This is a genomic window from Gramella sp. MAR_2010_147 (genome assembly GCF_900105135.1).
GTDB lineage: Bacteria > Bacteroidota > Bacteroidia > Flavobacteriales > Flavobacteriaceae > Christiangramia.
Window position 1 is genome coordinate 847,864 of sequence record NZ_LT629741.1, and the last position, 26,271, is coordinate 874,134.

The 26,271-nt window shown below is 36.2% G+C and carries 23 protein-coding genes; 11 read left to right on the forward strand and 12 right to left on the reverse strand.

What is annotated here, in order from left to right:
• Window positions 1-21: 21 nt before the first annotated feature.
• Window positions 22-1,065, reverse strand: coding sequence for a UDP-glucose 4-epimerase GalE (galE, locus tag BLT95_RS03735; protein WP_089664796.1), 1,044 nt, complete (start codon window positions 1,063-1,065; stop codon window positions 22-24).
• Window positions 1,066-1,206: 141 nt separating this feature from the next.
• Between galE and BLT95_RS03740 the strand changes: the two genes are divergently transcribed.
• From BLT95_RS03740 to BLT95_RS03755, 4 genes are all read left to right on the forward strand, one after another.
• Complete coding sequence (locus tag BLT95_RS03740; RefSeq protein ID WP_089664797.1) at window positions 1,207-1,491, forward strand: DUF3817 domain-containing protein; 285 nt, start codon at window positions 1,207-1,209, stop codon at window positions 1,489-1,491.
• 3 nt (window positions 1,492-1,494) lie between these two features.
• Window positions 1,495-2,781 carry a mechanosensitive ion channel domain-containing protein gene (locus BLT95_RS03745; RefSeq protein ID WP_089664798.1) on the forward strand — a complete coding sequence of 429 codons (1,287 nt, stop codon included), beginning with the start codon at window positions 1,495-1,497 and terminating at the stop codon, window positions 2,779-2,781.
• 14 nt (window positions 2,782-2,795) lie between these two features.
• Window positions 2,796-3,899 carry an endonuclease/exonuclease/phosphatase family protein gene (locus BLT95_RS03750; protein WP_089664799.1) on the forward strand — a complete coding sequence of 368 codons (1,104 nt, stop codon included), beginning with the start codon at window positions 2,796-2,798 and terminating at the stop codon, window positions 3,897-3,899.
• Window positions 3,900-3,962: 63 nt separating this feature from the next.
• Window positions 3,963-4,883: a mechanosensitive ion channel family protein gene (locus BLT95_RS03755; RefSeq protein WP_089664800.1), complete on the forward strand. Its 921-nt coding sequence runs from the start codon at window positions 3,963-3,965 to the stop codon at window positions 4,881-4,883.
• Window positions 4,884-4,886: 3 nt separating this feature from the next.
• On the opposite strand, the gene BLT95_RS03760 is transcribed toward BLT95_RS03755, so the two are convergent.
• The 4 genes from BLT95_RS03760 to BLT95_RS03775 all read right to left on the reverse strand — a co-directional run bounded on the left by BLT95_RS03760 (window position 4,887) and on the right by BLT95_RS03775 (window position 8,040).
• Complete coding sequence (locus BLT95_RS03760) at window positions 4,887-5,273, reverse strand: hotdog domain-containing protein (protein WP_089664801.1); 387 nt, start codon at window positions 5,271-5,273, stop codon at window positions 4,887-4,889.
• Window positions 5,274-5,390: 117 nt separating this feature from the next.
• Entirely contained in the window at window positions 5,391-5,807 is a 417-nt protein-coding gene (locus tag BLT95_RS03765; RefSeq protein ID WP_089664802.1) for an NUDIX hydrolase, read from the reverse strand.
• Between the two features lies 1 nt (window position 5,808).
• Window positions 5,809-6,681, reverse strand: a complete 873-nt coding sequence (locus BLT95_RS03770) for a DUF72 domain-containing protein (RefSeq protein WP_089664803.1) — start codon at window positions 6,679-6,681, stop codon at window positions 5,809-5,811.
• Between the two features lie 6 nt (window positions 6,682-6,687).
• The gene (locus BLT95_RS03775) at window positions 6,688-8,040 is read right to left on the reverse strand and encodes an NAD-dependent succinate-semialdehyde dehydrogenase (protein ID WP_089664804.1); all 1,353 of its coding nucleotides are present in this window, start codon (window positions 8,038-8,040) and stop codon (window positions 6,688-6,690) included.
• Between the two features lie 166 nt (window positions 8,041-8,206).
• Between BLT95_RS03775 and BLT95_RS03780 the strand changes: the two genes are divergently transcribed.
• Window positions 8,207-8,614 (forward strand): glyoxalase, encoded by a 408-nt coding sequence (locus BLT95_RS03780; RefSeq protein WP_089664805.1) that lies wholly within the window; start codon window positions 8,207-8,209, stop codon window positions 8,612-8,614.
• Here BLT95_RS03780 and BLT95_RS03785 read toward each other — a convergent pair.
• Entirely contained in the window at window positions 8,591-9,310 is a 720-nt protein-coding gene (locus BLT95_RS03785; RefSeq protein WP_089664806.1) for a DUF3307 domain-containing protein, read from the reverse strand. The genes BLT95_RS03780 and BLT95_RS03785 overlap by 24 nt on opposite strands.
• Before the next feature lies 1 nt (window position 9,311).
• The gene (locus BLT95_RS03790; protein ID WP_089664807.1) at window positions 9,312-9,983 is read right to left on the reverse strand and encodes a hypothetical protein; all 672 of its coding nucleotides are present in this window, start codon (window positions 9,981-9,983) and stop codon (window positions 9,312-9,314) included.
• Window positions 9,984-10,166: 183 nt separating this feature from the next.
• On the opposite strand from BLT95_RS03790, the gene BLT95_RS03795 reads away from it, so the two are divergent.
• Window positions 10,167-10,619 (forward strand): transcription elongation factor, encoded by a 453-nt coding sequence (locus tag BLT95_RS03795; protein WP_089664808.1) that lies wholly within the window; start codon window positions 10,167-10,169, stop codon window positions 10,617-10,619.
• A 2-nt stretch (window positions 10,620-10,621) separates the two neighbouring features.
• Here the strand turns inward: BLT95_RS03795 and BLT95_RS03800 are convergent, their stop codons facing one another.
• Window positions 10,622-12,667, reverse strand: a complete 2,046-nt coding sequence (locus BLT95_RS03800) for an HDIG domain-containing metalloprotein (RefSeq protein ID WP_089664809.1) — start codon at window positions 12,665-12,667, stop codon at window positions 10,622-10,624.
• 113 nt (window positions 12,668-12,780) lie between these two features.
• On the opposite strand from BLT95_RS03800, the gene BLT95_RS03805 reads away from it, so the two are divergent.
• Window positions 12,781-13,962 carry an acetyl-CoA C-acyltransferase gene (locus BLT95_RS03805; protein ID WP_089664810.1) on the forward strand — a complete coding sequence of 394 codons (1,182 nt, stop codon included), beginning with the start codon at window positions 12,781-12,783 and terminating at the stop codon, window positions 13,960-13,962.
• Between the two features lie 20 nt (window positions 13,963-13,982).
• Window positions 13,983-14,735: an NlpC/P60 family protein gene (locus BLT95_RS03810; protein WP_089664811.1), complete on the forward strand. Its 753-nt coding sequence runs from the start codon at window positions 13,983-13,985 to the stop codon at window positions 14,733-14,735.
• A 73-nt stretch (window positions 14,736-14,808) separates the two neighbouring features.
• Here BLT95_RS03810 and BLT95_RS03815 read toward each other — a convergent pair whose 3' ends face one another.
• Together BLT95_RS03815 and gyrA are read right to left on the reverse strand one after the other, a co-directional pair.
• On the reverse strand, window positions 14,809-16,041 hold the full coding sequence (locus BLT95_RS03815; RefSeq protein WP_089664812.1) for a tetratricopeptide repeat protein: 1,233 nt from the start codon (window positions 16,039-16,041) through the stop codon (window positions 14,809-14,811).
• 18 nt (window positions 16,042-16,059) lie between these two features.
• Entirely contained in the window at window positions 16,060-18,591 is a 2,532-nt protein-coding gene (gyrA, locus tag BLT95_RS03820; RefSeq protein ID WP_089664813.1) for a DNA gyrase subunit A, read from the reverse strand.
• A gap of 247 nt (window positions 18,592-18,838) precedes the next feature.
• Between gyrA and BLT95_RS03825 the strand changes: the two genes are divergently transcribed.
• Together BLT95_RS03825 and BLT95_RS03830 are read left to right on the forward strand one after the other, a co-directional pair.
• Window positions 18,839-21,391, forward strand: a complete 2,553-nt coding sequence (locus BLT95_RS03825) for an ATP-dependent Clp protease ATP-binding subunit (RefSeq protein WP_089664814.1) — start codon at window positions 18,839-18,841, stop codon at window positions 21,389-21,391.
• A 161-nt stretch (window positions 21,392-21,552) separates the two neighbouring features.
• Entirely contained in the window at window positions 21,553-21,927 is a 375-nt protein-coding gene (locus BLT95_RS03830) for a hypothetical protein (protein WP_089664815.1), read from the forward strand.
• Here the strand turns inward: BLT95_RS03830 and hutH are convergent.
• A complete protein-coding gene (gene hutH, locus BLT95_RS03835; protein ID WP_089664816.1) occupies window positions 21,924-23,429 on the reverse strand; it encodes a histidine ammonia-lyase in 1,506 nt (501 codons plus the stop codon). The genes BLT95_RS03830 and hutH overlap by 4 nt on opposite strands.
• A 112-nt stretch (window positions 23,430-23,541) precedes the next feature.
• Window positions 23,542-25,056: an NAD(P)H-hydrate dehydratase gene (locus BLT95_RS03840; protein ID WP_089664817.1), complete on the reverse strand. Its 1,515-nt coding sequence runs from the start codon at window positions 25,054-25,056 to the stop codon at window positions 23,542-23,544.
• Window positions 25,057-25,186: 130 nt separating this feature from the next.
• Here BLT95_RS03840 and gcvT point away from each other — a divergent pair, with 130 nt between their 5' ends.
• Window positions 25,187-26,269 carry a glycine cleavage system aminomethyltransferase GcvT gene (gcvT, locus tag BLT95_RS03845; RefSeq protein ID WP_089664818.1) on the forward strand — a complete coding sequence of 361 codons (1,083 nt, stop codon included), beginning with the start codon at window positions 25,187-25,189 and terminating at the stop codon, window positions 26,267-26,269.
• Window positions 26,270-26,271 lie beyond the last annotated feature (2 nt).

A 26,271-nucleotide genomic window follows, 5' to 3' on the forward strand; every position in this document is an offset into this window, starting at 1 on the left:
TTATAGAAAGATTTTCATTCATTAATGATCTTCCTCTTCCCTGTTTTTAACTACGAGTTGCCATTTCCAAGCACTTTTCAAAGCATCATCTAAAGATCTGTTAGCTTTCCAGTTCAACTCTGTATTTGCCTTTATAGTATCTGCATAGGCCGCCGTGATGTCACCTTCCCTTCTACCTACAATTTGATAAGCCAGCTTCTCTCCAGAAACTTTTTCAAATGAATTGATCACTTCTAAAACAGAATTTCCTTTTCCTGTTCCCAAATTAAAAACTTCATAATTGTTTTTCTCCTTCCCGTTTATTAATCTTTCCAGAGCATGGACATGGGCTTCTGCCAGATCCATAACGTGTATATAGTCTCTAACAGCAGTTCCATCAGCAGTAGGGTAATCATCTCCAAAGACAGATAATTTATTTCTTTTACCAATGGCTGTTTGGGTAATGAACGGAATAAGATTTTGAGGAGTTCCTATTGGTAATTCCCCAATCTCCGCTGTAGGATGAGCTCCAACAGGATTGAAATATCTTAAAGAAATAGCTTTGAAAGAATTTTTGGTTTTACAGGTATCCTTAATAATTTCTTCTCCTATTTGCTTTGTATTTCCGTAAGGCGATTCTGCCTCTTTTACCGGAGCGTCTTCTGTAATGGGAAGATTATCTGCCTGCCCATACACTGTACATGAGGAACTAAATATAAATCTTGAACTTTCCTTTTTATTGAGTTCTTGAAGTAAATATACAAGCGTTGAAATATTATTCTCATAATATAATAACGGATTTGAAACACTTTCGCCCACCGCTTTTGATGCTGCAAAATGAATTACATCTTCTATGTCTGGATATTTTTCGAAAAAGCTTTTTACCGCCGATTTATCCCTAAGATCAATATTTTCAAATTCAGGTGTTTTTCCTGTAATTTGAGTAATACCTCCCAGCACATCAATAGAAGAATTAGAAAGATTGTCTATAATTACAACTTCAAAACCTTCATTCTGAAGGGCGACCACTGTATGTGACCCTATAAACCCTAATCCCCCAGTAACCAATACTCTTTTAGAACTCATAAAATTAATTTACCGCTGCAAATTAATAAAAATAGCAAATAGCCAACCTTCAATTATATTAAAAACATCTTAAAGCTATTATCACTCCTTAATGTCATGTCTATTTTATAAATTATCTTTGTCCAGATTTAAATATAGTTTATGTCTCTTAAAAGTCAGGTCAGGTTTTTTAAATGGATTAGTATTCTTGAAGGAATCTCATTCTTACTGCTATTATTCATTGCGATGCCATTGAAGTACATTTTTGATATGCCAGAAATGGTAAAACAGGTTGGGATGGCTCATGGCATTCTTTTTATAGCCTATGTTCTTGGGGGTGTTTTATTATATAGACCCATGAATTGGAGTCTCAAACAAATGGGGATCATTCTTGGATGCTCTGTACTACCCTTTGGACCATTTTATGTTGAAAAGAAATACCTGTAATACATGGATATAGAAGAAGGATTAATAGACCTTATCTGTTTTCTTGAAGAATTGTTTGTTGACCATGGGATGAATCCGGTTGCCGCTCAATACCTCAATTTGCTTATTAATCTGGTGGCGCTTACCTTAATTGTCCTGGGGATAAACTACCTCATAAAACGTTTTATTATTGAAGGCTTTAAGCTTTTTACCAATAAAACAAAGACCACTATTGATGATTTTCTTATAAAGAGCAATTTTCCAAAATATGTTGGCCGGTTTATACCTTTATTGGTGGTCTATAAAACCTTTCCACTAATTTTTGTTGATTTCCCGGAAGTTCTTGAAGTCTTTTATTTTGTATTAAAGATCTATGTTATAATTCTGGTGATATGGATTTGCAGAAGTATTCTAAGATCCACCAGAAATTATCTTAAAACGAGGGAAGAGTTTAATGACAAGCCAATAGAGAGCTTTAGCCAGATCATTATGATCTTCATTTGGATCGTGGGTCTTATGTTTATCTTTTCAGAAATTACTGGTAAATCTGTAGTTGGATTTGCCATTTCTCTGGGTGCGGCTTCTGCCGTGATCTTGTTGATTTTTAAAGATACTATCCTTGGTTTAGTGGCTTCTATCCAGGTCTCAGTAAATGACATTGTTAGAATTGGAGACTGGATTTCTTTTGAAAAATTCGGAGCTGATGGTACTGTAACCGAAATTAATCTCGCGACCGTAAGGGTTCAGAACTGGGATAACACCTATACCACTATCCCTACTTACAGTTTAATTTCAGACTCTTTCCAGAACTGGAGAGGAATGCAGGAATCTCCGGGGAGGCGAATTAAAAGGTCAGTTTTTATCAAGCAGAATTCTGTGAAATTTCTTACTTCTGAAAAAATCACCGAACTTAAAAAAATTAAACTAATCGCCCCCTATCTTGAAACTCGCCAAACTGAAATTGATAAATACAATGAATCTAATAATATAGATAAGAGTTTACTTATCAACGGGCGTAACCAAACCAATTTAGGGATTTTTAGAAAATACGCCGATTCTTACCTGCATGAGCATTCTGCCATACATAAGGAGATGTATATTATAGTTAGACACCTGGCTCCAACAGCCAATGGAATTCCTTTGGAGATATTATGTTTTAGTAAAGACAAGCGCTGGGAAAATTTTGAGTATATTTCTGCTGATATTTTCGATCACCTTATCGCAGCTATCCCCTATTTTGATCTTAAGCTTTTTGAAGCTCCCTCGGGAGATGATATTCGAAATTTTCTAGGAGAAAAATCTGAGTCTTAACTAACTAATCAAACATGAAATTAAAACCTTTTCTTCAGGGCTTCGGTATCCTGGCAGTTGTAATCACTTTAATTCCCCTTATTGCTGCCGACTTTTGGTGGATTCGAATGTTTGATTATCCGCATATTCAGCTCACCTTACTAACATTAACTGCAATTGCCGCCTATTTTTTCAGGTTCGAAATTAAGTCCTGGCGGGATTATACATTTATGGCAGTTCTCGTTGCCTGTTTTATTTTTCAGTTTGCAAAAATATATCCTTACACTCCTTTTGCGCCGTATGATATTGGGAAACCTACTGAAGCAGTGAATAAGGAGACTGGGTTTATGCTGCTCACTTCTAATGTATTGCAGAAGAATAAAGAACCTGATTTATTAATAGCTGAAATGAAAAAACTAAACCCGGATGTAGCTGTTTTTACAGAAACAGATGCCAGTTGGAATGATGCTATTAAATCTGGACTGGGAAGTGATTATCCATATAAAGTTGAAGTGCCTTTGGACAACACATACGGAATGATCCTTTATTCCAAGTTAAAATTGATCAAACCCCAGGTTAAATATGTGGTAGATGATAGTATTCCATCTATACATGCTGAAATAGAGTTACGCTCTGGGGATCGCATCCAATTGCATGCGATTCACCCAACCCCGCCAATGCCACAACACAATCCATCTTCTTCAGACAGGGATGCGGAAATGATGAAAACAGCCTTTGAAGCTATAGATTCAGATTTACCGGTGGTGGTTATTGGTGATTTTAACGACGTTGCATGGTCTAATACTACCAGCCTCTTCCAAAGTGTTGGAGAGCTTCTGGACGTAAGAAAAGGGAGAAGTTTTTATAATACCTTCAATGCTAAAAGTCTTATTATGAGGTGGTCTCTAGACCACATATTTGTTTCTGAAGAATTTAGAGTTGAGAAAATTGGAATTGGAAGTGATATTAAATCTGATCATTTCCCTTTTTATGCAGAACTATACCTTCAGAAGGAACTTGCCGAGGAGCAAAAACCTGAACCTGCCAGTGAGTCGGAAGTTAAAAATGCAAAACAACAAATCGCCGATGAGCAAACAGAAAATGCTGAAAAAGGGCAGAATGGTTCAAGTAATCAGTAAAAACTAACAGTTTATTAGGATATTCTATCTTATCTAATAATTAAATTTAGGGAAAACCTTAAAATGAAAAATTCTGAAGTTGAAGAAACAGAGACTGTTTCAAACTCCTTTAATCAATTCTATAATAACTTCATAGATCAACTCCCGGGAATTGGAATGGGGCTTTTAATTATTATTCTTGGAGTGCTTATTGGAATTTGGCTGGGAAAATTTTTCCAAAGAAGGATCTCTGCCAGAACATCAGATCCATTAATGAGTAGGTTCCTGGGGAAAGCGATCAGGTTTATTATTATAATCACTGCCATTATGCTTGGGCTGCAGGCTGCCGGTCTTGGAGGAATTGCTACAGGAATCTTAACAGCTGCTGGGGCAAGTGCCGTAGTGCTGGGTTTTGCATTTAAGGATATAGGCGAAAATTTTATTGCCGGAATTATTTTAGCATTTAACAGACCATTTGATGTAAATGATACTGTTGAGATTGGAGAAAATTTTGGTAAGGTTAAAACTTTGGAATTCAGATATACCAAGCTTAAAACTTTTGACGGCAAAGATGTGTATATCCCTAACAGCGATGTACTAACTGAGCCTGTTACAAATTATACTGAAGATGGTTTTTTTCGATGGACGTTTACCATAGGTATTGCTTATGAAGATAATATAGATGGTGCTAAGAAAACGGTGATGGAAGCTCTAAGAAAAGAGCCAATGGTAATTGAGAATGAAGAACATCAAAATTTTGTTATTGAAGATGAACTTGCAACCAGCACTGTTAATCTAAAGGTTTTCTTTTGGGTAGACACTACAGATTTCAGGATGCAAGCACTTATTACAAAGGGAAATGTAGTTAGAGTTGTTAAGGAGGCTTTAGAAGAAAATGGTTACTATATGCCAGCCGATATCCAGGAAATTAAACTTTACGGTGGAGAAAAGGAATTTCCGGTTAGATTGGCTTCTAATGTGGAATCTACTTCAAAAAAGGACTAATCCCTATTTCAGTCTATCCTTTACAAATTCAACCTCAGTTTTTCCATGCGGTTTCGGTTTGCCATCTTTATCCAGCGCGACCATTACAATTTTGTCTACGGTGATGATCGTTTCCCGGGTCATCTTATTACGAACTTCACACTTCAGGCTTAGGGAAGCCGATCCAAATTTTGTGACCTCAATCCCTATTTCTATAATATCGCCTTGGTGAGCAGAACTTCTAAAATCTATCTCACTCATATATTTAGTCACTGTTTTGGGATTTTCTAATTGTACAATACTATACAATGCACATTCTTCATCAATCCACTCCAATAAGCGACCTCCAAATAAAGTTCCGTTAGGATTAAGATCTTCAGGTTTGATCCATTTACGGGTATGAAATCTCATGTTTTTGTTTCGAAAATAAAGAGAAAAAGTGAGTAATTACAAGTCTGCTATTAAAATTACGTAATTCTCAAAATGATATTCTAAAATTAAAAATTGTTCTTTTTAATGTTTGTTTGATTATAAAAATTGTTGTGCAACATTTATGATCTCATCATGGTCGAATGCCAATTTCATCTCATGAAGCTTTTCAATTTCAAACCACTTCGCATCCTTTGCATCATCTGAAGCTTTTAAATCTTCCTCACAAAATATTCTGCTTAAAAATGCAATAGAAATCGTATGTCCCCTGGGATCTCTCCCCGGTTCGCCAAAAGCCTGAACTTGTTGCATAGACTCGACCTTCACGCCTGTTTCCTCTAATAATTCTCGTTTTGCTGCCGTTTCCAGATCTTCCCCTTCATTTACGAATCCTCCGGGTAAAGCCCATTCATCTTTAAAAGGCTCTTTCATTCTTTGAATTAGCAATACTTTAAACTGGTTGTTTACTTTACAAAAAACAACACTGTCTACGGTTACAGATATCTTTTGTGCCATTTTATTTTAATGTTTCTGGAATCTTAATTCCTGTATTAAACTTTTTATTGAACTTTTCAATAAAATATGCCGATAATAATGGTGAGGCTTCTTCTACATTTTGATGGACAAAAAAGTAGAGGTTCTTTAAACCCATTTCATGCCATTCAACAATGCGTTCTAACCAGTCATCTAATCTTGTATAGTCGCTTTTATGATTTGCTCCATTATATCTGATAAAAGCCGAATCTGTAGTTAACCTCATATGTAGTAAGTCTCTTCTTCCTGCAGAATCTGTAATGACGTGAGAAATATTGTATTTCATCATGAGCAGGTTCAGTTCATCTGCCACATCATCATCTTTGTACCAATCAGCATGACGAAATTCTGCAGATAAGGGAACCTCTTTTGGCCAGTGTTGAAAGAATTTTTCAACCCTTTCCATGTTTTTTGGTCCAAAATCTTCTCTTAACTGAAGAAATACCATTCCCATCTTCTCTTGAAGAGGTAGAATATTCTTTATAAAATCGTCCGTTATCTCTTCAGTTTCATTAAGTCTTTTAATATGACTTATAATTCTTGGAACTTTTGGGAAGAATTTGAAATCATCTTTTGCTTTTCCTTCCCACTTTGCAAACTGTTCTTCAGGAAACATACGGTAAAAAGAAGCATTGAGCTCTATAGAATTAAACTGAGAGGAGTAATATTCAAGCTCATCTTTAGTTCCCCTTGGATAAAAATTTTTAAGATCTGCCCTGTTCCATTTTGCACAACCTATTCTTACATCCTTAAATTGAGAAGCACTTTGAGCACTAAGAACTTCTTTAGTTTGTTTATGGGTTGGCGGGAGGCTAAAATCAATACTTCCCGGATCGTCTACTTTTCCAAATTTCATCTATAATTATTTAAAGTATACTGTCTTTTTATTTACAAATTCTTTTATTCCGTCTTCAGAAAGTTCTCTACCATATCCTGATATTTTAGTTCCTCCAAAAGGAAGCCTTGGATCACTCTTTACAAGCTCATTTACAAAAACAGCCCCGTCTTCAAATTCAGGAATTATTTTTTCAGCAAACTGCATGTCTTCGGTAAAGATGGAGACTCCTAATCCAAAATCTGAAATATTCACCAAATCTATAGCTTCCTGATCTTTGTTAAATGTAGTTATTCCAATCGCAGGTCCAAAAGTTTCATCTTTAAACATACTCATCTCTGGAGTAACATCGGTTAATATTGTGGGCTCCATATAGGCTTTATTTCTATTTCCCCCTAAGACTATCTTTGCGCCTGCTTTTACCGAATCCTGAATTTGGTTTTCGAGATCTTCAGCTAAATCAACACGCGCCAGGGTTCCAATAAATGTATCTTCATTTAATGGATCTCCACTTTTTAATTCCCTTACCTGTTTTACAAATTCTTCAGTAAATTCTTCAGCGATACTATCGTGAATAATGAGCCTTTTTCCCGCAATACAACTTTGACCGGTATTTTGGAATCTCGCCTGCACACAGGTTTTTACACTTTCAGAGATGTTGGCATCCTTAAAAATTACCAGTGCATTACTGCCTCCCAGTTCTAAAACCGATTTTTTAATCTCTTGACCAGCCGTAGATGCTACGGCAGCGCCGGCAGGTTTACTCCCTGTTAGAGTTACTGCTTTAATTCTGGGATCTCTTATAATATCTTCAATTTTGCTACTTCCTAAAACCATATTTTGAAAACAAGCCTCCGGAAATCCTGCTCGTTCAAATACTTTTTGAATATTATTGGCTGAACGCATTACGTTACTGGCATGTTTTAAAACTCCAATATTACCTGCCATTAAAGCTGGAGCTGCAAACCTAAATACCTGCCAGAATGGGTAGTTCCACGGCATAACGGCTAGTACCACTCCTATAGGCTCATAATTAACATAGCTTCTAGCAGCATCGGTTTTTATATTTTTAGAAGATAAGTGTTTTTCAGTATTTTCAGCATAATATTCGCAAACCCAGGCACATTTTTCAACTTCAGTGATTGCCTGTGTGATGGGCTTTCCCATTTCCAGACTAATGTCTTTAGCGTATTCTTCTTTATTCTTTTTAAGCTCAGCTGCTGCTTTATTCATTAAACCGGCTCTTTCCTTAAAGCTGGTCTTTTTCCACTCTTTAAATCTGGAATTTGCCTTTTCCAGAGCATTATCTATTTCCGGCTTGGTTAATTCTTTAAATTTCTCAAGAATTTCGCCTGTATATGGGTTTTTAGATTCTATCATTCTTTTGTATTCGTTAGCTTTTCTTTTAAATATAATAAGATGAACAAAAGAAAGATGGGCGATTAAGACATATTTAACTCCTATTGTTTATAAACGGTTTACAAGTCTCATCACGGCATAGTAAATGCAGCTATTTTATTAATTATATTTAAGAAACATTACTGCCATGAATCCGAGAGATATTAACCTAAAGGATCTAAGGCCTGAGATCCCTTCAGCAAGAATTACCAATAATATGAGTTCTGATGAAAAGTTTCAAAATGAAACCCTTCGTCCTGTTGCTAAATTACAGAATGAACTTTTACTGGCTATTTTCAGGAATTATATTACCAAACACAAGAACAGGTTCTATGAACTGAAACTCGAAAAAAGGTTTGAGTATATTGAAAATGCTATTCAAAGAGATATCAAGTTTAGAAATAGTCTTAAGGGGGTTATTATTGGACAGTTCACTTTAGAGGAATATGATATTTATATTAAAAATTCCTCTGCTTTGAATAAAAGGATGATGAATATTGTAAAGGAAAGAATTCAAAGCAATATTCAGCTTCTAGAAAGCGATATGGCGTATTAGAAAGCCTATTAAGATCGTTATTGTAAAACTCATAAGGGTTCCTATGAGCACATATTCGGTTTGCTTTCTTGCTCCGGTTTCAGATTTATCGCTGAAACGAAGTATAGATTTTGCTGCGATTAGAAAACCAATTGCTGAAAAATTAGTGGTAAGTATAAACGTAAGCACTAAAACCCTTTCAAAGATCCCGATAAATCTACCTGCCGCATCCAGACTATTTTTCCGAAGATCGTCTTCCACCTCATTTTGCCATCTTTTAGTTGCTTTTCCTATTAAAAATCCTGTAGGGAAAATGATAATTAAATAACCTGTTAAAATTGCCAGGACTGCTTCAGAACTAAATAATCTGCTGAAAAAGGGAAGTATTTCTCCAAATCCTGAAACAAGATATAAACAGGCCAAAATGATAATAAAAAGGTGCAATACCTGGTCTGCCACAAACATTTTAAGATTGTCCTTTTTAAACTGCAATTTCCATAGATCAATAAAATAATGGGTTATCCCTATAAATACTGCGATGTACCACCATTCTAGTTTTGCAAGAAACAGGAAGGTTAAGATTCCCGCGATAAAAGAATGTATATATAGAAATTTTGACTTTCCTTTATAGTGTCTTTTATGGTTCACCCATTTAGTTGGTTGTATAACAAAATCGGTAATAATATGTGCCAATAATAATTGTAAAAATATAAGCATACTATTCTGCTTGAGGAAAATGTTCTTTTATTACGGTTTCATAACGAATAAGCAATGCTTCAATTGCATCCCAGCCTGCGGCTTTTTTTCGTTGGTTTACTGCAGACTGGCTAATTCCAAGTTCAGAAGCAATATCAGTCTCTTTAAATCCCTTTAAAAGGTAATATATTACTTCTGCAGAAGCTGTACTCCATTTATCTGAAATGGTATCAAAAAGATATAAAGATGTGTTGAATTCGTTATTAATGTTCTCATCAGGAGATTTCAGCTGAAGTTTGCGATTCTCTTTTTTCATGTCATCCAGGGTTCTTCCAGAAAATTGAAAAGCCTGCCCGTTTGACTCCAATATAGAATCTCTTTTAAAATCGTAGGTTCCAATACCTATTGCCAGCCTTAGATCAACTTCCTTTTTGTATGCCTTATTAGAGAGGTCACTTTTTAAATGAAGTCTATTGATAGAGGTTTTTAGCGTTAATGCAGTATGTAAAGACTGTGAAGGCTCATAAACTACCCCCTGGAAACTGTCTCCTCTGAAAATCTTAAAACCAGTATTTTTTTTTGTCTGTTTATCTATATATTGAAACTCTTGATTTAGCACAGTAATAACCTTTCCCAGTAAAGCTTCTGGATAACTGGATGAGGATAATAAATCGGCTGAGATTACTGAAATCATATCCAAATATACAAAAAAATAAGTTTATAAGCTTATTTTACTAATAAATAAGTTTAAAGGCTTATAAAGCACAAATATAAGCTTATAGGCTAATTAAAAACCTGGTATTAAATATTTCCTAAATCTTCGGTAAGCAAAATTTCCTTGAGTAATTTTAAGTTCAATTTTGAAAATAAAATAAAAATGGTAGCTAATAAAGAGGAATTATATCACAAATGCCTGGAAACGGTAAATAAGCAGATCAATAAATATCAGAATGAAATGGATCAGATAAAAGAATCCATGGAAAATAATGATGCGCATACAGATTATGATGAAGACGATAGCAAAGGGCAGTTATTGGGAGATTTTGAGAAATATGCTGGATATCTCGATAATTCAAGAAAAATGAAAGAAAAGATTAGTAAGATAGATAGAAAACATTATACAGAAGAGATCGACTTTGGAAGTGTAATAGAAACTTCTGAAAATTATTATTTTATCTCGGCTGCGCTAGGACAAATTACATTAGAGGAAGGCAGCACAGTGTATGCAATTTCTACAGATGCGCCTATCTATCAAGAAATGAAAGGAAAAAAAGCCGGAGAAAGCTTTAAATTTAACGATAAGGAGCATAAAATCTTAAATGTTCACTAGAACTATTCAGGATATTCAATACGCAGATGGTAGATATTCTTAAGTTTACGCTTAAGGATTTTCTTTACCATCTGTATTTCTTTAAACGTAATATTAGAATTTAAGAATTGTCCCTCTTCCATTTGCTTATTGATGATCTTCTCTACAAAATTATCTATAAGCACCGACGTTGGCTCCTTAAGACTTTTACTGGCAGCCTCCACACTATCGCACATCATTAGTATTGCCGTTTCTTTACTGAACGGTATGGGTCCAGGATATCTAAAATCTTCGGAAGACGTATTTTCATTCGCTTCCTTTTCTTTCATATAAAAATAGTAAACCGTACTGGTACCGTGATGCGTTCTAATAAAATCTATTACCCTATCTGGCAGATTGTTCTTTTTGGCGATTTCAATACCCTTAATTACATGCTCTATAATGATCTGAGCGCTTTCCCTGGGCGATAATTCGTCATGAGAATTAACAGAGGTAGTTTGATTCTCTGTAAAATACGTTGGATTATACATCTTCCCTATATCATGATACAATGCTCCTACCCTGGCCAGCATGGCATTTGCATTAATTTCATTAGCAGCAGCTTCAGCCAGATTTGCCACGTTTAAACTATGATGAAAAGTTCCCGGAGCTTTCTCTGCAAGTTCTTTTAATAATTTTGAATTCGTATCTGAAAGTTCCAGTAAAGACATATCGCTTACCATTCCAAAGATCTTTTCATAAACATAAATCAGTGGCTGAACGAACAATGTCGCTAAACCACCGAGCAAAAAGGTTAGAAATACCTCAGGTTTCATATCATCAATATTTCCTTCCTGAATAACTGTAAAAGCAAAATATGCGATAATATAAACCAGCGTGATCTGTCCAACCGAAATAAATAAATTAGCTCTTTTATATAACTCACTAACGGTAAGAATGGTCACAATCCCTGCAATAATCTGCAAAAACATATACTCATAACTATTGGGGACAATAAACCCTAAAAGAAGAACGGTGATCACGTGGGTGAAAAGTCCTAATCTGGCATCAAAAAATGCCTTTAATGTTAATGGCAGTATACATAACGGAACTACATATACATAATCTATATTAAAATTTACAGCCAGGGTAGTAAGCATCACCATAAAGATGATGTTGAAAAAAATGAACGTTACTTTTACATTATTTTCGAATATCGCGGTTCGATATTTTCTCATGAACAGTAGCAACATTAATAAAGCTAAAGCAACAAGCGTACTATAACCAACGATGATCCAATTATAGTTAGATTTGCTCCAAACCTGTGACTCATATTCTGCTTTTAAAGATCTAAGAACATTATATTTATTACCTTCAACAACCTCACCTTTTGCTATTATTCTACTGCCTTGTTCTATTATTCCCCGGGTATAGGAAATATTATTCAATTTGCTTTCAAGTTCTTTTTGAGTAAGCTGATTATTAAAAGTTACGTTAGGCTCTACCGAATTAAAAAACACCTCAAGCAGTTCAATTTTAAAGGATGAGAAGCCGGCATTTGCAATCTCTTCATTTAAAAAACTTCTAATCTGGCTTTGTTTTAATATCCTTCTATAGGCAACTTCAGAGGCTTCATTTCCCTTTAACAGATAAACTGACTGATCTGGATCTAAGCGTTCACTTTCCTGTAACAAACCAAACTCATAGATATCATTGACGGTTTTAGTAACAAAATCATCAATAATCGTTTCATAGACATTTAAGGTCGTATCAGCAAAAACATTCTTCACCTCATTTAATGCGTCCTCATTAACTTTTTCAGGTTTTTTTGTATCAAAGTTATAATAAGGTATATGCGATTTTGTTATATCCTGTCTTTCTGCCGATACTTCTTCGTCTGTCTTTAAAATGGCAAAATCGAAAGGGGCATAAAGGTTTTCGTACTGCCAGGGCTTACCCTTTGGGATATCGTATTTAAATTTACCGCCCTTAGGAAGAAGGTAAACGATTAAAACAGAGGTAAGCACAAACAGGAAAACTTTATAGAAAAGCGCCTGATTTTTGTAAAGCTTATTAACGAAATCGCTCATAGATATTCAGGTAATGCTCAAATGTAGTAAAAATAGGTCTGAATAAGCTTAGGTTATTTAATTCCTTATAAAATCACTAACTTCGCAACTCTTGAATTAATTAAATTTAAAACATGAATAAAGAAGTAGTAATAGTAAGCGCTGCGAGGACTCCAATTGGTAGTTTTCTAGGTAGCTTATCAAGCATTCCAGCCACAAAATTAGGATCCATAGCCATTAAAGGAGCATTAGAAAAGATCAACCTTAAACCTGAAATGGTAGAAGAGGTTTTAATGGGAAATGTTGTTCAGGCTGGTGTAGGTCAGGCTCCGGCAAGACAGGCTTCTCTAGGTGCAGGAATACCAGATTCGGTTCCATGTACCACAATAAATAAAGTATGTGCCAGCGGTATGAAAGCTGTGATGCAAGGAGCACAATCAATTATGTTAGGAGATACCTCAATTGTTGTTGCCGGAGGAATGGAAAACATGAGTCTTATCCCCCATTACGTGCATATGAGAAACGGGAAGAAGTTTGGTCCTGCTACCCTTGAAGATGGGATGCAAAAGGATGGACTTGTAGATGCGTACGATCATAATGCGATGGGAGTTTGTGCAGACCTTTGTGCCACTGAACATAATTTCTCCAGGGAAGACCAGGATAAATTTGCTGTTCAGTCTTATGAAAGATCAGCAAAAGCATGGAAAGAAGGTAAATTTGATAACGAAGTGGTTCCTGTTGAAGTTCCGCAGAGAAAAGGTGATCCTGTTGTTGTAAAAGAAGATGAGGAGTTTAAGAATGTTAGAATGGATAAGATCACTTCTCTTAGACCGGCATTCTCTAAAGATGGAACCGTAACAGCTGCAAATGCTTCTACTATTAATGACGGTGCAGGTTCGGTTATTCTAATGAGCAGGGAAAAAGCAGAAGAGTTAGGTTTAAAGCCATTGGCTACAATTAAAAGTTTTGCAGATGCCGCCACAGAACCTAAGTGGTTCACTACTGCTCCATCTAAAGCATTACCAAAAGCAATTGACAAAGCCGGAATAAAAATGGATGAAGTAGATTTCTTTGAATTTAATGAAGCTTTCTCTGTAGTTGGCCTTGCCAATATGAAAATTTTAGGACTAAATGATAAAAATACTAATGTGAATGGTGGAGCCGTTTCATTAGGTCATCCTCTTGGATGCAGTGGGGTAAGAATCCTTATCACTTTATTAAATGTTCTGGAACAAAATAACGGAAAACTGGGAGCTGCTGCTATTTGTAATGGTGGTGGTGGTGCTTCTGCAATGATAATTGAACGCAATTCCTAAAAGTTAATTAACTAGATTTAATGCAATACGGGATTTGCCATTTAAGTATTGTACCGCTTAGGGCTTCTGCAACCCATCATAGTGAAATGACTTCTCAGTTGTTATATGGGGAACATTTTAAAGTTTTGGAAGAAAGGGCCCAATGGAGCAGGATTCGAAATTCTTATGACGGTTTTGAAGCCTGGATAGATAAAAAGCAGTATAAAGAAATTGAAGAAACTGAATATTATTCTCTGGAAGAGGATGATATTCAGGTGTCTTCTGATCTTATTGAATATATTACCGATGAAAATGGCTTGCTCATGCCTGTTCCTTTAGGTGCGGTTTTAAATTTTACGGCAAAATTAGGTCACAAATTTGAAGGCGCAGGAACTAAACCTATGGCTTTAAATAAAGATAATATAATCAATACAGCAGCTTTATATTTGAATTCCCCTCATATTTCTGGAGGAAAAAGTCCGTTTGGTATAGATTCCAGCGGATTTACCCAAACTGTGTATAAATTGAATGGTTATGTAATTCATAGAAATGCAGCCGATCAATCTAAACAAGGGGAAGCCTTAAGCTTTATTGAAGAAAGTGAACCTGGGGATCTTGCATTTTTTGATGATAACGACGGAATAATTAACCATGTAGGTCTTATCATGAAAGATAATTATATAATCCATGTGGATGGAAAGGTAAGAATAGACCGTATAGATCATTCCGGAATCTTTAACGCTGAATTAAAACGACACACCCACAAGCTTCGGGTTATTAAAAAGATCATTTAGAAACTCAAATTTTAGCACAAAAAAACCACCGGAATCCGGTGGTTTTTTTATATCTGATGCTTGTCTATTAAGCTTATAATTTAGCCTTTAGCTCATCAACTTTTTCCTGATTACCTAGATTGGTGTACATATTCATTGCAGTTCTTACAATTTCTTTGTTGTCAGGATCAATTCTCATTGCTTCTTCCAGGTCTGGAAGAACCTCCTTATAAAGCTCTTTTCTTTTGGCATCTAATTCATCATAACGAGCATTATCTTCTTTGCTCATTCCCAAGTCATTCATTTCGTCAATAATTGCTCTTTCCTTACTTAGCTTAGCCGCAATTAAATTTACTCTGGCCTGGTTGAATTCATTATCGATCTCTAAAGCTTTATTGAAATACTCTACAGCTTTCTGAGTATCCTCAATTTCAGTATACATTAATCCGATATTGTTAAAAGTCTCAGGATTAGTTGGATCTTTGGAAGCTACTTCTTCAAGAATTTCTCTTGCCTTATCTTTTTCTCCCATTTGATAATACATGTTAGCTTCAGACTGAAGTAAACCTAGATCTTCAGGGTTAGTAGCTTTTGCCTTGTCTATTGCAATAATAGCCTTGTCATAATCTTCCTGACTCATATATATCCTTGCAATTAACTGGGCTATTTCTCCTTTTTTCGAAGGAATATCTTCAACCTGTGGTTCTTTATATTGATTAGTCTTGATCATTAAGTCCATTTGTTCTTTAGAACCTAAATTTTCTCTTTCGCCACTCTCAATATTTACAGCAGTATATGCTTTTCCAGAACCGTCGTAATCCAATTCATTTAATAGCTCCAGATATTCCACTGCTTTATCATAGTCTTTTGCCTGCACCAGGTTATTAGCAGCATAATACAAATAGATCGTATCCTGTTTGCTCAATTCATAACTCGTATACAGCTTATCTGCTGCAGCTGCATAATCTTCTTTGTTCTGATCTGAAATTGCATCTTGAATAAGATTATTTCTAAGAGCATTCAGCTCCTCGGCTGCATCATCACTTCCCATATCTACTGCTTTTTGATAGGCCATAGCAGCTGTTTTCATATCTTCAGCAGTAGGGCTACCCGCAGAATAGGCTTTTCCTTTATATAGATAGAAGTTTTCCTTCCACTTATCATTTAATTCGCCAAGATTTGGTTCAGCAATTTTCAACTGAGCTTTTGCTTCAGTATAATTACCATCTTCAATTGCGTCTTCAGCGTTTTTTACTTCGTCCTTTTGTGCAACTGCAGTCATGGTTAGAAATGAGACTGCCGCCGCTGTCAAGATATTAGTTTTCATTTTTATTTTGGTTTTTATTTATTCCTCACTATCATCTGCAATAGTTGTGCCATTCGCCAAATCTTCACCGCCTACAGGCTTTTCCGCATCTTCCATATTCTCAACGTCGTCTTCATCATGTAAAACTTTTGCCACCGCAGCAATTGCGTCATTACCTTTTAAATTGATAAGTCTAACTCCCTGGGTAGCACGTCCCATAACGCGTAAATCCTCTACAGCCATACGAATTACTATCCCGGATTTATTAATGATCATAAGGTCATCAACATCTGAAACATTCTTAATTGCGACAAGTTGTCCTGTTTTTTCGGTTACAGAGATCGTCTTCACTCCTTTCCCTCCACGGTTCGTGATGCGGTAATCTTCAAGACTGGATCTCTTTCCATATCCATTTTCAGAAACCACCAGGATATCAGACTCAAAATCATTAACAGCAATCATTCCTACAACTTCATCACTATCGTCTGCCAGTGTGATCCCTCTTACACCTGAGGCATTTCTTCCCATAGGTCTGGTTTTGGATTCTTCGAACCTAATGGCTTTCCCACTTCTAAGACCAAGCATTACCTGGCTATTACCAGTAGTTAACTTTGCTTCAAGCAATTCATCACCTTCTTTAATAGTAATAGCATTAATTCCATTGGTTCTAGGACGAGAATACTTTTCAAGTCGGGTTTTCTTGACCTGACCTTTTTTAGTGGCCATGATCACAAAATGATCATTTACATATTCTTCATCTTTAAGATCCTGCGTACATATAAATGCGTTCACTTTATCCTCTGGTTCGATATTTATAAGATTTTGAATGGCTCTTCCTTTGGAAGCCTTACTTCCTTCTGGAATCTCATAAACACGCATCCAGTAACATTTACCATTCTGAGTAAAGAAAAGCATATACTGATGATTAGTTCCTACGAAAAGATATTCAAGGAAATCCTCATTTCTGGTATTAGATCCTTTTTGCCCAACTCCTCCTCTATTCTGAGTTTTATACTCATTAAGTGATGTTCTTTTAATATAACCTGCATGAGAAATAGTAATTACCACTTTTTCATCTGGGATCATATCTTCAATACTAAGATCTCCTCCCGCATACTCTATTTGAGAACGACGCTCATCACCATACTTCTCTTTTACTTCAATAAGTTCATCCTTGATTACCTGCATTCTACGCTCTTTACGGGCAAGAATATCCTCCAGGTCTTCTATAGTTTTTAATATTTCATCATATTCAGCTCTCAACTTATCCTGCTCCAGGCCGGTAAGTTGTCTTAACCTCATTTCTACGATAGCCTTCGCCTGAACTTCTGAAAGCTCAAAACGGTCTATCAATTTATTTCTAGCCTCTTCTGTATTGGAAGAAGCTCTAATAAGCTTAATTACCTCGTCTATATTATCTGAAGCTATGATTAAACCTTCCAGAATATGAGCACGCTCTTTCGCTTTTCTTAATTCAAATTCTGTTCTACGAACAACAACATCATGTCTATGCTCGACAAAATGGTAAATAAGATCTTTTAGGTTCAACATCTCTGGTCTCCCCTTTACAAGTGCAATATTATTTACACTAAATGATGACTGAAGTGCTGTATGTTTAAATAATGTATTTAAAACAATATTAGGAATGGCGTCTCTCTTAATTTGGTAGACGATACGCATCCCGTTCCTGTCTGACTCATCTCTAATAAGGCTGATTCCTTCAATTTTCTTCTCATTTACAAGATCAGCGGTTTTCTTGATCATATCAGCTTTATTGACTTGATATGGAATTTCTGTAACTACCAGAAATTCTTTACCGTTGATCTCTTCCATATGAGATTTGGCTCTCATAACGATTCGTCCTCTTCCAGTTTTAAAAGCTTCCTTTACGCCATCATAACCATAAATAATACCGCCGGTAGGAAAATCTGGAGCTTTGATATGCTGAATAAGCTCATCTATCTCAATATCATGATTATCAATATAAGCGATCGTTCCATCAATAACTTCAGAAAGATTATGAGGCGGCATATTGGTTGCCATCCCAACTGCAATACCACTAGCACCATTCACTAAAAGGTTTGGAACTCTTGTTGGCATTACGATAGGCTCACTTAAAGAATCATCAAAGTTTAATTGCGTATCAACCGTCTCTTTATCAATATCGGCAAGCATGTCTTCACTAATCTTGCGCATACGAGCCTCTGTATAACGCATCGCTGCAGGACTATCTCCATCTACAGAACCAAAGTTACCCTGACCATCAACCAGCATATATCGCATGCTCCAGTGCTGAGCCATTCTTACCATGGTATCGTAAACAGATGAATCCCCATGTGGGTGATACTTACCTAATACTTCTCCTACAATTCTTGCAGATTTTTTATAGGCTCTATTTGAAAGAACTCCAAGCTCGTACATACCGTACAATACTCTTCTATGTACTGGTTTTAGTCCATCGCGCACATCTGGTAACGCACGTGACACAATGACCGACATCGAATAATCGATGTAAGCCGACTTCATTTCATCTTCAATGTTGATAGGAATTAACTTTTCTCCTTCAGCCATATTTAAAAATTTAATTTATCTCAATAAATGTAAGGGGCAATTTACATATTTTATCAATTTTAATGGGCATTCAAGACTTGGATAGCCTCCTTTTTATTAACAAATTTTTATTGTGATTTAGTTAATAAGTTCAGTATTTTACACTTTGAAAATTGAAAGTTATTTTGTCAATTAGCTATTAACTCCCTATTAGGTACAGTTTTTGAACTTCACGGGGTGAAATAAATTTTGAGAAAGGAAGATAAAAATGGATGATAATTTTTCACCAAGAGTTAAAGATGTTATTGCTTACAGTAAAGAGGAAGCACTAAGACTTGGCCATGATTTTATTGGCACAGAACATCTTATGCTTGGTTTACTGAGAGATGGTGATGGTAAAGCTATAGAAATACTAACAGCACTTGAGATAGATCTTAGTCACTTAAGACGTAAAGTAGAAATTCTAAGCCCCGCAAACCCAAATACAGTTACTATTAGTAACGAGAAAAAAAACTTACACCTAACAAGACAGGCTGAACGAGCATTGAAAACAACATTCCTGGAAGCTAAACTTTTCCAGAGTTCTTCGATTAACACCGCTCACCTGTTGTTGTGTATTTTAAGAAACGAAAACGACCCTACCACTAAACTCCTGAATAAATTGAAGATAGATTACGATGGTGTAAAAGACCAATTTAAGTATATGATCGCCAGCGATGAAGGCGATTTCACTGACAGCCAGTCTGCAGAATCTTTCTCAGACGATGATGGAGACGAGACTGCAAGAGAAAATCCTTTTAGTGGTGGTGGCTCTACAGGAAAACCTTCTAAAAAATCCAAAACCCCAGTTTTAGATAATTTTGGTAGAGATCTCACCGCTTTAGCCGAGCAGGACAAACTGGATCCTGTAGTTGGAAGAGAAAAAGAAATTGAGAGAGTCTCCCAGATACTAAGCAGAAGAAAAAAGAACAATCCGCTTTTAATTGGAGAGCCGGGTGTTGGTAAATCTGCTATTGCAGAGGGATTAGCCTTACGTATTGTAAAGCGTAAAGTATCGAGGATTCTTTTTGATAAAAGAGTAGTTACCCTGGATTTAGCCAGTCTTGTTGCAGGTACTAAATACAGAGGGCAGTTTGAAGAACGCATGAAAGCGGTAATGAACGAGCTTGAAAAGAACGATGATATCATTCTTTTTATAGATGAGATCCATACTATTGTAGGTGCTGGTGGCGCTACAGGTAGCCTTGATGCCAGTAATATGTTCAAACCAGCATTAGCCAGAGGTGAAATTCAATGTATTGGAGCTACCACTCTTGATGAGTATAGACAGTATATCGAAAAGGACGGAGCACTTGAAAGAAGGTTTCAAAAGGTGATAGTTGAACCAACAACAGTTGAGGAGACCATTGAAATTCTCGATAATATTAAGAATAAGTACGAAGAACATCATAACGTGGTTTATACCGATGATGCCATTCAGGCTTGCGTTAAACTTACTAATAGATATATGACCGATAGATTCCTTCCAGATAAGGCCATCGATGCCTTAGATGAAGCAGGATCCAGAGTTCATATTATCAATATTGACGTTCCTAAACAAATTCTGGAATTAGAGAGAAAACTGGAAGAAGTCAGGGAAAGTAAAAATTCTGTCGTAAAAAAACAGAAATATGAAGAAGCCGCTAAATTAAGAGATGATGAAAAAAATCTTGAAAAGGAACTAAGTGTTGCTCAGGAAAAATGGGAAGAAGAAACTAAGAAACATAAAGAAACTGTTTCTGAAGATAGTGTTGCAGATGTGGTTTCTATGATGACAGGTATTCCTGTGAATAGAATAGCCCAAACAGAAAGTAATAAACTGGTTGAACTTCCTAAAAAAATTAAGGGTAAGGTAATTGGCCAGGACGAGGCAGTTGGTAAAGTTGTAAAAGCAATTCAGAGAAACAGGGCAGGTCTTAAAGATCCAAATAAACCAATTGGCTCATTTATTTTCCTTGGGCAAACTGGTGTGGGTAAAACTCAGTTAGCTAAAGTACTGGCACGTGAATTATTTGACAATGAAGACACTCTTATTCGTATAGATATGAGTGAATACATGGAGAAATTCGCAGTTTCAAGATTAATTGGGGCTCCTCCTGGGTATGTTGGTTATGAAGAGGGTGGTCAACTTACTGAAAAAGTTAGAAGAAAGCCGTACGCTGTAGTACTTTTAGATGAAGTAGAAAAAGCACATCCCGATGTTTTCAATATGTTGCTTCAGGTACTTGATGATGGATATTTAACTGATAGTCTTGGAAGAAAAATAGATTTTAGAAATACGATCATTATTATGACTTCCAATATTGGAGCTAGAAAACTAAAAGATTTTGGTCAGGGAGTTGGTTTTGGAACTACCGCCCAGAAATCACAGGTTGATGATAATGCCAGAAGTGTAATTGAAAATGCATTGAAAAAAGCATTCGCTCCTGAATTTTTAAATAGAATAGATGATGTGGTTATCTTCAATAGTCTGGAAAGAGAAGATATTCATAAGATCATTGATATCGAGCTAGGAAAACTTTTTAATAGAATTCATGGTCTTGGATATGAGCTAAATTTAACTGATAAAGCCAAAGACTTTATTGCAGATAAAGGGTTTGACAAGCAATATGGAGCACGACCTCTAAATCGGGCCATTCAGAAATATATTGAAGATGCATTAGCTGAAGAAATTATCACCTCTAACCTAAAAGAGGGAGATAAGATTCAGATGGATCTCGATGAAGAAAAGAATGAGTTAATTATTGATATTCAAAAATCTATAAAAGAAACAGAATCATAGCCTACATAAATGATCATATTGCAATGACTAAGACAATTTGATTTTCAATAAATTATATAATAACCTGAAAAAGTCGCTTTTAAAGAAGCGGCTTTTTTATTGAAATCCTTTCAACAGTAATCCAAATATTATAAATTAGCGCGAAACAGCCCCTACGCCCAATGTTATTAAAAGAAATTGAATTAGACTTCGGAAAAGTATTTATCCATGAGAATATTTTGGTAGCTAAACTCGATGAAGGTATACTTTTCGACTTAGAATCTAACAAAAAACTTCTTGAAATTGGCTCTGAAGTTTTCAAGGATGCAGATTATGGATATATTTCACACCGCGTAAATTCATATGCAGTAGATCCTATGGTTTACATGGAATCTGCAAATGTGAACAACCTAAAGGCCATCGCTGTAGTTAGCGAAAGTGAGATGACCCGCAGAAATGCTGATGCGGTTGAAAAGAAATTTTACAAAGACAACAATTGTTTTGGTGTATTTCAAAGCCTGGAAGAAGCTACAGAATGGATTAAAACAAGAATTTAATCCAGAAAATCTTTTGCTTCAAATAGATCAACAAATCTTTTCGCCTTGGCTATATAAGGTGCCATTGTTCTGTCCTCTGTAAGCACCGGAACTTCCTCTCTAAAATCCTGTATTACTTCGTTTAATTTTTCAGAAGTTTTAACCGGTTCTCTAAAGTGAATCGCCTGGGAGGCGTTGAACAATTCAATCGCCAATACAGAATTAAGATTTTCAACCACTTTTAATAGTTTAGTGGCACTATTTGCCCCCATACTCACATGGTCTTCCTGCCCGTTGGAAGATACAATAGAATCAACGGAAGCAGGTGCAGATAACTGCTTATTTTGACTCACAATACTCGCGGCAGTGTATTGCGGAATCATAAAACCACTATTTAAGCCGGGGTTTTCAACCAGAAAGTTTGGCAAACCCCTAAGACCGGAAACCAACTGATAAATTCTTCGTTCAGAAATATTCGCAAGCTCAGACAGGGCGATGGCAAGATAATCCAGACCTAGTGCCAGCGGCTGACCATGAAAGTTCCCTCCGGAAATAATCTTATCTGCTTCAATAAATATGTTCGGATTATCAGTCACCGAATTTATTTCAGTCTTCACTGTTTTTCGAACAAAAGACAAAGTATCTTTTGATGCACCATGTACTTGTGGAATACATCTAAAAGAATAAGGATCCTGCACGTTATCCTTTTCAGATTCTGCAATTTCACTTCCGCTTAAAAATTCTCTTATTCTCTCTGCAGTTTTAACCTGGCCGCGATGCGGTCTTACCATATGAACTAACTCATCAAATGGAGATAGATTACAATCGAATGCATCAACCGAGATTGCACCTATGAGATCTGCCATATAAGAGAGTTTATATGCTTTTAATAAGGCATATACCCCATGTGCACTCATAAATTGGGTTCCATTGAGCAATGCAAGACCTTCCTTACTCTGCAATTTCAAAGGCTCCCAGTTCATTTTATTCAACAGATCGGCTCCTGGGATAATAGAGTTTTCAAAATAAACCTCTCCATCACCAATTAGAGGTAAGGCCAGGTGCGCTAATGGAGCAAGATCGCCAGAAGCACCTAAAGACCCCTGTTCATAGATTACAGGAAGAACATCATTGTTATAAAGTTCTATAAGCCTCTCCACCGTTTGCAAAGCAACGCCGGAGTTTCCATAACTTAAAGATTGAATCTTTAATAATAACATTAGCCTGATCACCGATTTTGAAACTTTTTCTCCGGTGCCACAGGCATGGGATCTTACCAGGTTTTCCTGTAATTCGGTAAGTTTTTCTGAAGTGATCTTAACATTACAAAGGGCACCGAATCCCGTATTTATACCATAAACCGGTGCGTCGCTGGATTTTATCTTGTTATTTAAGTAAGTTCTGGATTTTTCAATATTTACTCTGGACTCATCACTTAAGGCTAGTTTCTTTCGATTTTTTAAAATGTCATGTATCACTTCAAGATCTAAAACTGCCGAACTTATATAATGATGATTTTCCATGTTTGTGCTTAGAATTTAGACTGCAAAAATCTCACTTCGACCATAAGATTCCAAATAATTGATGGTTAAAATCGAAAAAATTAAACAATTCTTAATTATAGTTTAATTTCTTTCACTCTTTGTCAAAAAGTGAATTTATTGCTCTACCTAAATTTTTAGCAATATCTCCAGCCATGACAGATTCAATTCCTAATTTGCCAGCAGCTATATCACCGGAAAGACCATGAAGAAACACTCCAAAGACAGCTGCATTTACTGGTTCATAACCCTGGCCAATTAAAGAAGTTATTATTCCAGAAAGCACATCCCCGCTTCCGGCAGTAGCCATTCCCGGATTACCTGAATTATTTATATACATAAAATCCCTGTCTATAGTAAAAGTATGAGCCCCTTTTACAACAAGGATCACCTTATATTTTTTACTAAATTCTTTAACCAGTTCCAGTTTATGAAAATCATCACGCCACTCCCCTATTAATCTTTTAAGTTCTCCTGGATGTGGAGTCAAAACCGAATATTCTGGCAAATGCTTTAAAAGGTCGGTGTTTTTAGCAAGAAGATTTATTCCGTCGGCATCTATCACCACAGGTGAATTCACAACGTTTAAAAGATCTGTTAACGCCTTTTTTGCTTTTGAAGAAGTCCCGACACCCATTCCAAAGCAAGCCACATCAGTTTCAAATTTTGAGGGATAATTACTCAATACTTCATCTTCATTATCTGTAATTACCATCGCTTCTGGCAGGCCGGTTTGAATAATATCATACCCGCATTTAGGAATATACAGGCTGCATAGGCCACTACCCGTTCTTAAAGCTGCTGTGGCAGTGAGTAGAACGCTGCCTATCTTCCCATAACTGCCACCTGCAATTAAAACCTTTCCGTAATCACCCTTATGAGAGTTATTTTTCCTGGGTTTATAAAGACTTACGGCCTCCTGCCGACCTATAAGAAAGGTTTCAGACTCAATTTTTCCAATATATTCCCTATCCAGGCCTATATCAAGAACCTGAAGATCTCCAACATAGTCCATGGTTTCAGGCAGAAAAAATACCAGCTTCGCAGCTTGAAAACTTAAGGTATAGTTCGCTCTAATTATCGTCGCATCTTTTCCCGGGGCTTTATCAGAAAATAATCCGCTAGGCATATCTATGGCTAGTGTAAAAGCCTCAGAATTATTTATTACATCTACCAGTTTTGCCACCCAACCCTCAATAGGACGATTAAGACCAATCCCGAAAATCGCATCGATCAGGAAATCTCCTACATTAATATCAGGAAAATTATCCTCACCTTTAATTAACTGTGGCCAGTCATTAGTGATCTCCTTCAGTTTTTCGTAGTTCGCCAAGAAATCATCGGCTCTCTTATCGCTGTAATTAACCACAAACACGGTGACGTGATATCCATGTTGTAATAAATGCCGTGCAACTACCAGCCCGTCTCCTCCATTATTACCAATTCCACAAAATATTTTTATGGGAATTGGGGCTCCCTGCAACCTCTGGTCTATTTCATTAAAAACAAGAGTAGCAGCCCGCTCCATTAACTCTTCTGAAGTAATATTTTGATTTTTGATCGTTTCCTTATCGGCTTCTGAAAGTTGCTTTGCAGAAAGTATTTTCATAAAACTAAGTTTCTTTATTCTTGTTTAAATATAAAGTAAAGTAATCATCTTAAATATAATTCCATAAAAAGCCTAAATAAATATTGTATTCACCCTGAATTGAATAAATTTGCGCAAATTTTTGAAAATAATGAAAGAAATAGCCCTATCTGAAAAGCATAAAGAATTGAACGCCAAAATGGTTCCTTTTGCCGGTTTTAATATGCCTGTATCCTACGAAGGAGTAAATATTGAGCATCAAACCGTAAGAGAAAAACTTGGAGTTTTTGATGTTTCTCATATGGGTGAATTTTTAATTTCCGGAGAAAATGCGCTGGAATTAATTCAAAAGATAAGTTCTAATGATGCCTCAAAGCTAGTTGATGGGAAAGCACAATATTCTTGCATGCCAAACCATGACGGCGGTATTGTAGATGATCTTATTATATACAGGATAGATGAAGAAAAATATTTATTAGTTGTAAACGCATCTAATATCGAAAAAGACTGGAATTGGATCGCACACCATAATACGATGGATGCCACTATGCGTGATATGAGCGATGAAATGTCTTTACTGGCCATTCAAGGCCCCAAAGCCGCAGAGGCAATGCAGGCTATCACTGAAGTAGACCTTGAAAACATGAAGTTTTACACATTTGAACTTGGCAAATTTGCCGGTGTAGAAAAAGTGATTATTTCTGCCACGGGATATACGGGAAGTGGTGGATTTGAGATCTATTTTAGAAATGAAGATGCTCACCAGGTTTGGGACGCGGTAATGGAAGCCGGAAAAGAATATGGAATCAAGCCAATTGGTCTTGCTGCAAGAGATACGTTAAGACTGGAAATGGGATACTGCCTGTATGGAAATGATATTGATGATAAAACTTCACCTATAGAAGCCGGCTTAGGTTGGATCACTAAATTTTCAAAAGATTTTATCAATAGTGAAGAGCTTAAAGCCCAGAAAGAGAACGGTCCGGAACGTAAGCTCGTAGCTTTTGAACTGGATGAAAAGGGTATTCCGCGCCAGGGATATGATATTGTTGATGAAAATGGTAAGAAAATTGGAGATGTAACTTCGGGCACCATGTCTCCTTCCCTCGAAAAAGGAATTGGTTTAGGGTATGTGCCAGCTGAATTTGCAGGTGTTGGAAATAAAATTTCAATTCAAATACGCAAAAAAATCGTTACTGCAACTCAGGTGAAATTGCCCTTTTATAAAGGTTAATT

What these genes read in the sequence shown, in the direction of transcription:
- hutH (WP_089664816.1), bottom strand. Translation starts at nt 23,429, where the DNA reads ATGGAAAATCATCATTATATAAGTTCGGCAGTTTTAGATCTTGAAGTG.
- BLT95_RS03785 (WP_089664806.1), bottom strand. Translation starts at nt 9,310, where the DNA reads ATGCTTATATTTTTACAATTATTATTGGCACATATTATTACCGATTTT.
- gcvT (WP_089664818.1), top strand. Translation starts at nt 25,187, where the DNA reads ATGAAAGAAATAGCCCTATCTGAAAAGCATAAAGAATTGAACGCCAAA.
- BLT95_RS03795 (WP_089664808.1), top strand. Translation starts at nt 10,167, where the DNA reads ATGGTAGCTAATAAAGAGGAATTATATCACAAATGCCTGGAAACGGTA.
- BLT95_RS03760 (WP_089664801.1), bottom strand. Translation starts at nt 5,273, where the DNA reads ATGAGATTTCATACCCGTAAATGGATCAAACCTGAAGATCTTAATCCT.
- BLT95_RS03810 (WP_089664811.1), top strand. Translation starts at nt 13,983, where the DNA reads ATGCAATACGGGATTTGCCATTTAAGTATTGTACCGCTTAGGGCTTCT.
- BLT95_RS03805 (WP_089664810.1), top strand. Translation starts at nt 12,781, where the DNA reads ATGAATAAAGAAGTAGTAATAGTAAGCGCTGCGAGGACTCCAATTGGT.
- BLT95_RS03780 (WP_089664805.1), top strand. Translation starts at nt 8,207, where the DNA reads ATGAATCCGAGAGATATTAACCTAAAGGATCTAAGGCCTGAGATCCCT.
- BLT95_RS03825 (WP_089664814.1), top strand. Translation starts at nt 18,839, where the DNA reads ATGGATGATAATTTTTCACCAAGAGTTAAAGATGTTATTGCTTACAGT.
- gyrA (WP_089664813.1), bottom strand. Translation starts at nt 18,591, where the DNA reads ATGGCTGAAGGAGAAAAGTTAATTCCTATCAACATTGAAGATGAAATG.
- BLT95_RS03800 (WP_089664809.1), bottom strand. Translation starts at nt 12,667, where the DNA reads ATGAGCGATTTCGTTAATAAGCTTTACAAAAATCAGGCGCTTTTCTAT.
- BLT95_RS03755 (WP_089664800.1), top strand. Translation starts at nt 3,963, where the DNA reads ATGAAAAATTCTGAAGTTGAAGAAACAGAGACTGTTTCAAACTCCTTT.
- BLT95_RS03750 (WP_089664799.1), top strand. Translation starts at nt 2,796, where the DNA reads ATGAAATTAAAACCTTTTCTTCAGGGCTTCGGTATCCTGGCAGTTGTA.
- BLT95_RS03790 (WP_089664807.1), bottom strand. Translation starts at nt 9,983, where the DNA reads ATGATTTCAGTAATCTCAGCCGATTTATTATCCTCATCCAGTTATCCA.
- BLT95_RS03765 (WP_089664802.1), bottom strand. Translation starts at nt 5,807, where the DNA reads ATGGCACAAAAGATATCTGTAACCGTAGACAGTGTTGTTTTTTGTAAA.
- BLT95_RS03745 (WP_089664798.1), top strand. Translation starts at nt 1,495, where the DNA reads ATGGATATAGAAGAAGGATTAATAGACCTTATCTGTTTTCTTGAAGAA.
- BLT95_RS03840 (WP_089664817.1), bottom strand. Translation starts at nt 25,056, where the DNA reads ATGAAAATACTTTCTGCAAAGCAACTTTCAGAAGCCGATAAGGAAACG.
- BLT95_RS03815 (WP_089664812.1), bottom strand. Translation starts at nt 16,041, where the DNA reads ATGAAAACTAATATCTTGACAGCGGCGGCAGTCTCATTTCTAACCATG.
- BLT95_RS03740 (WP_089664797.1), top strand. Translation starts at nt 1,207, where the DNA reads ATGTCTCTTAAAAGTCAGGTCAGGTTTTTTAAATGGATTAGTATTCTT.
- BLT95_RS03830 (WP_089664815.1), top strand. Translation starts at nt 21,553, where the DNA reads ATGTTATTAAAAGAAATTGAATTAGACTTCGGAAAAGTATTTATCCAT.
- BLT95_RS03770 (WP_089664803.1), bottom strand. Translation starts at nt 6,681, where the DNA reads ATGAAATTTGGAAAAGTAGACGATCCGGGAAGTATTGATTTTAGCCTC.
- galE (WP_089664796.1), bottom strand. Translation starts at nt 1,065, where the DNA reads ATGAGTTCTAAAAGAGTATTGGTTACTGGGGGATTAGGGTTTATAGGG.
- BLT95_RS03775 (WP_089664804.1), bottom strand. Translation starts at nt 8,040, where the DNA reads ATGATAGAATCTAAAAACCCATATACAGGCGAAATTCTTGAGAAATTT.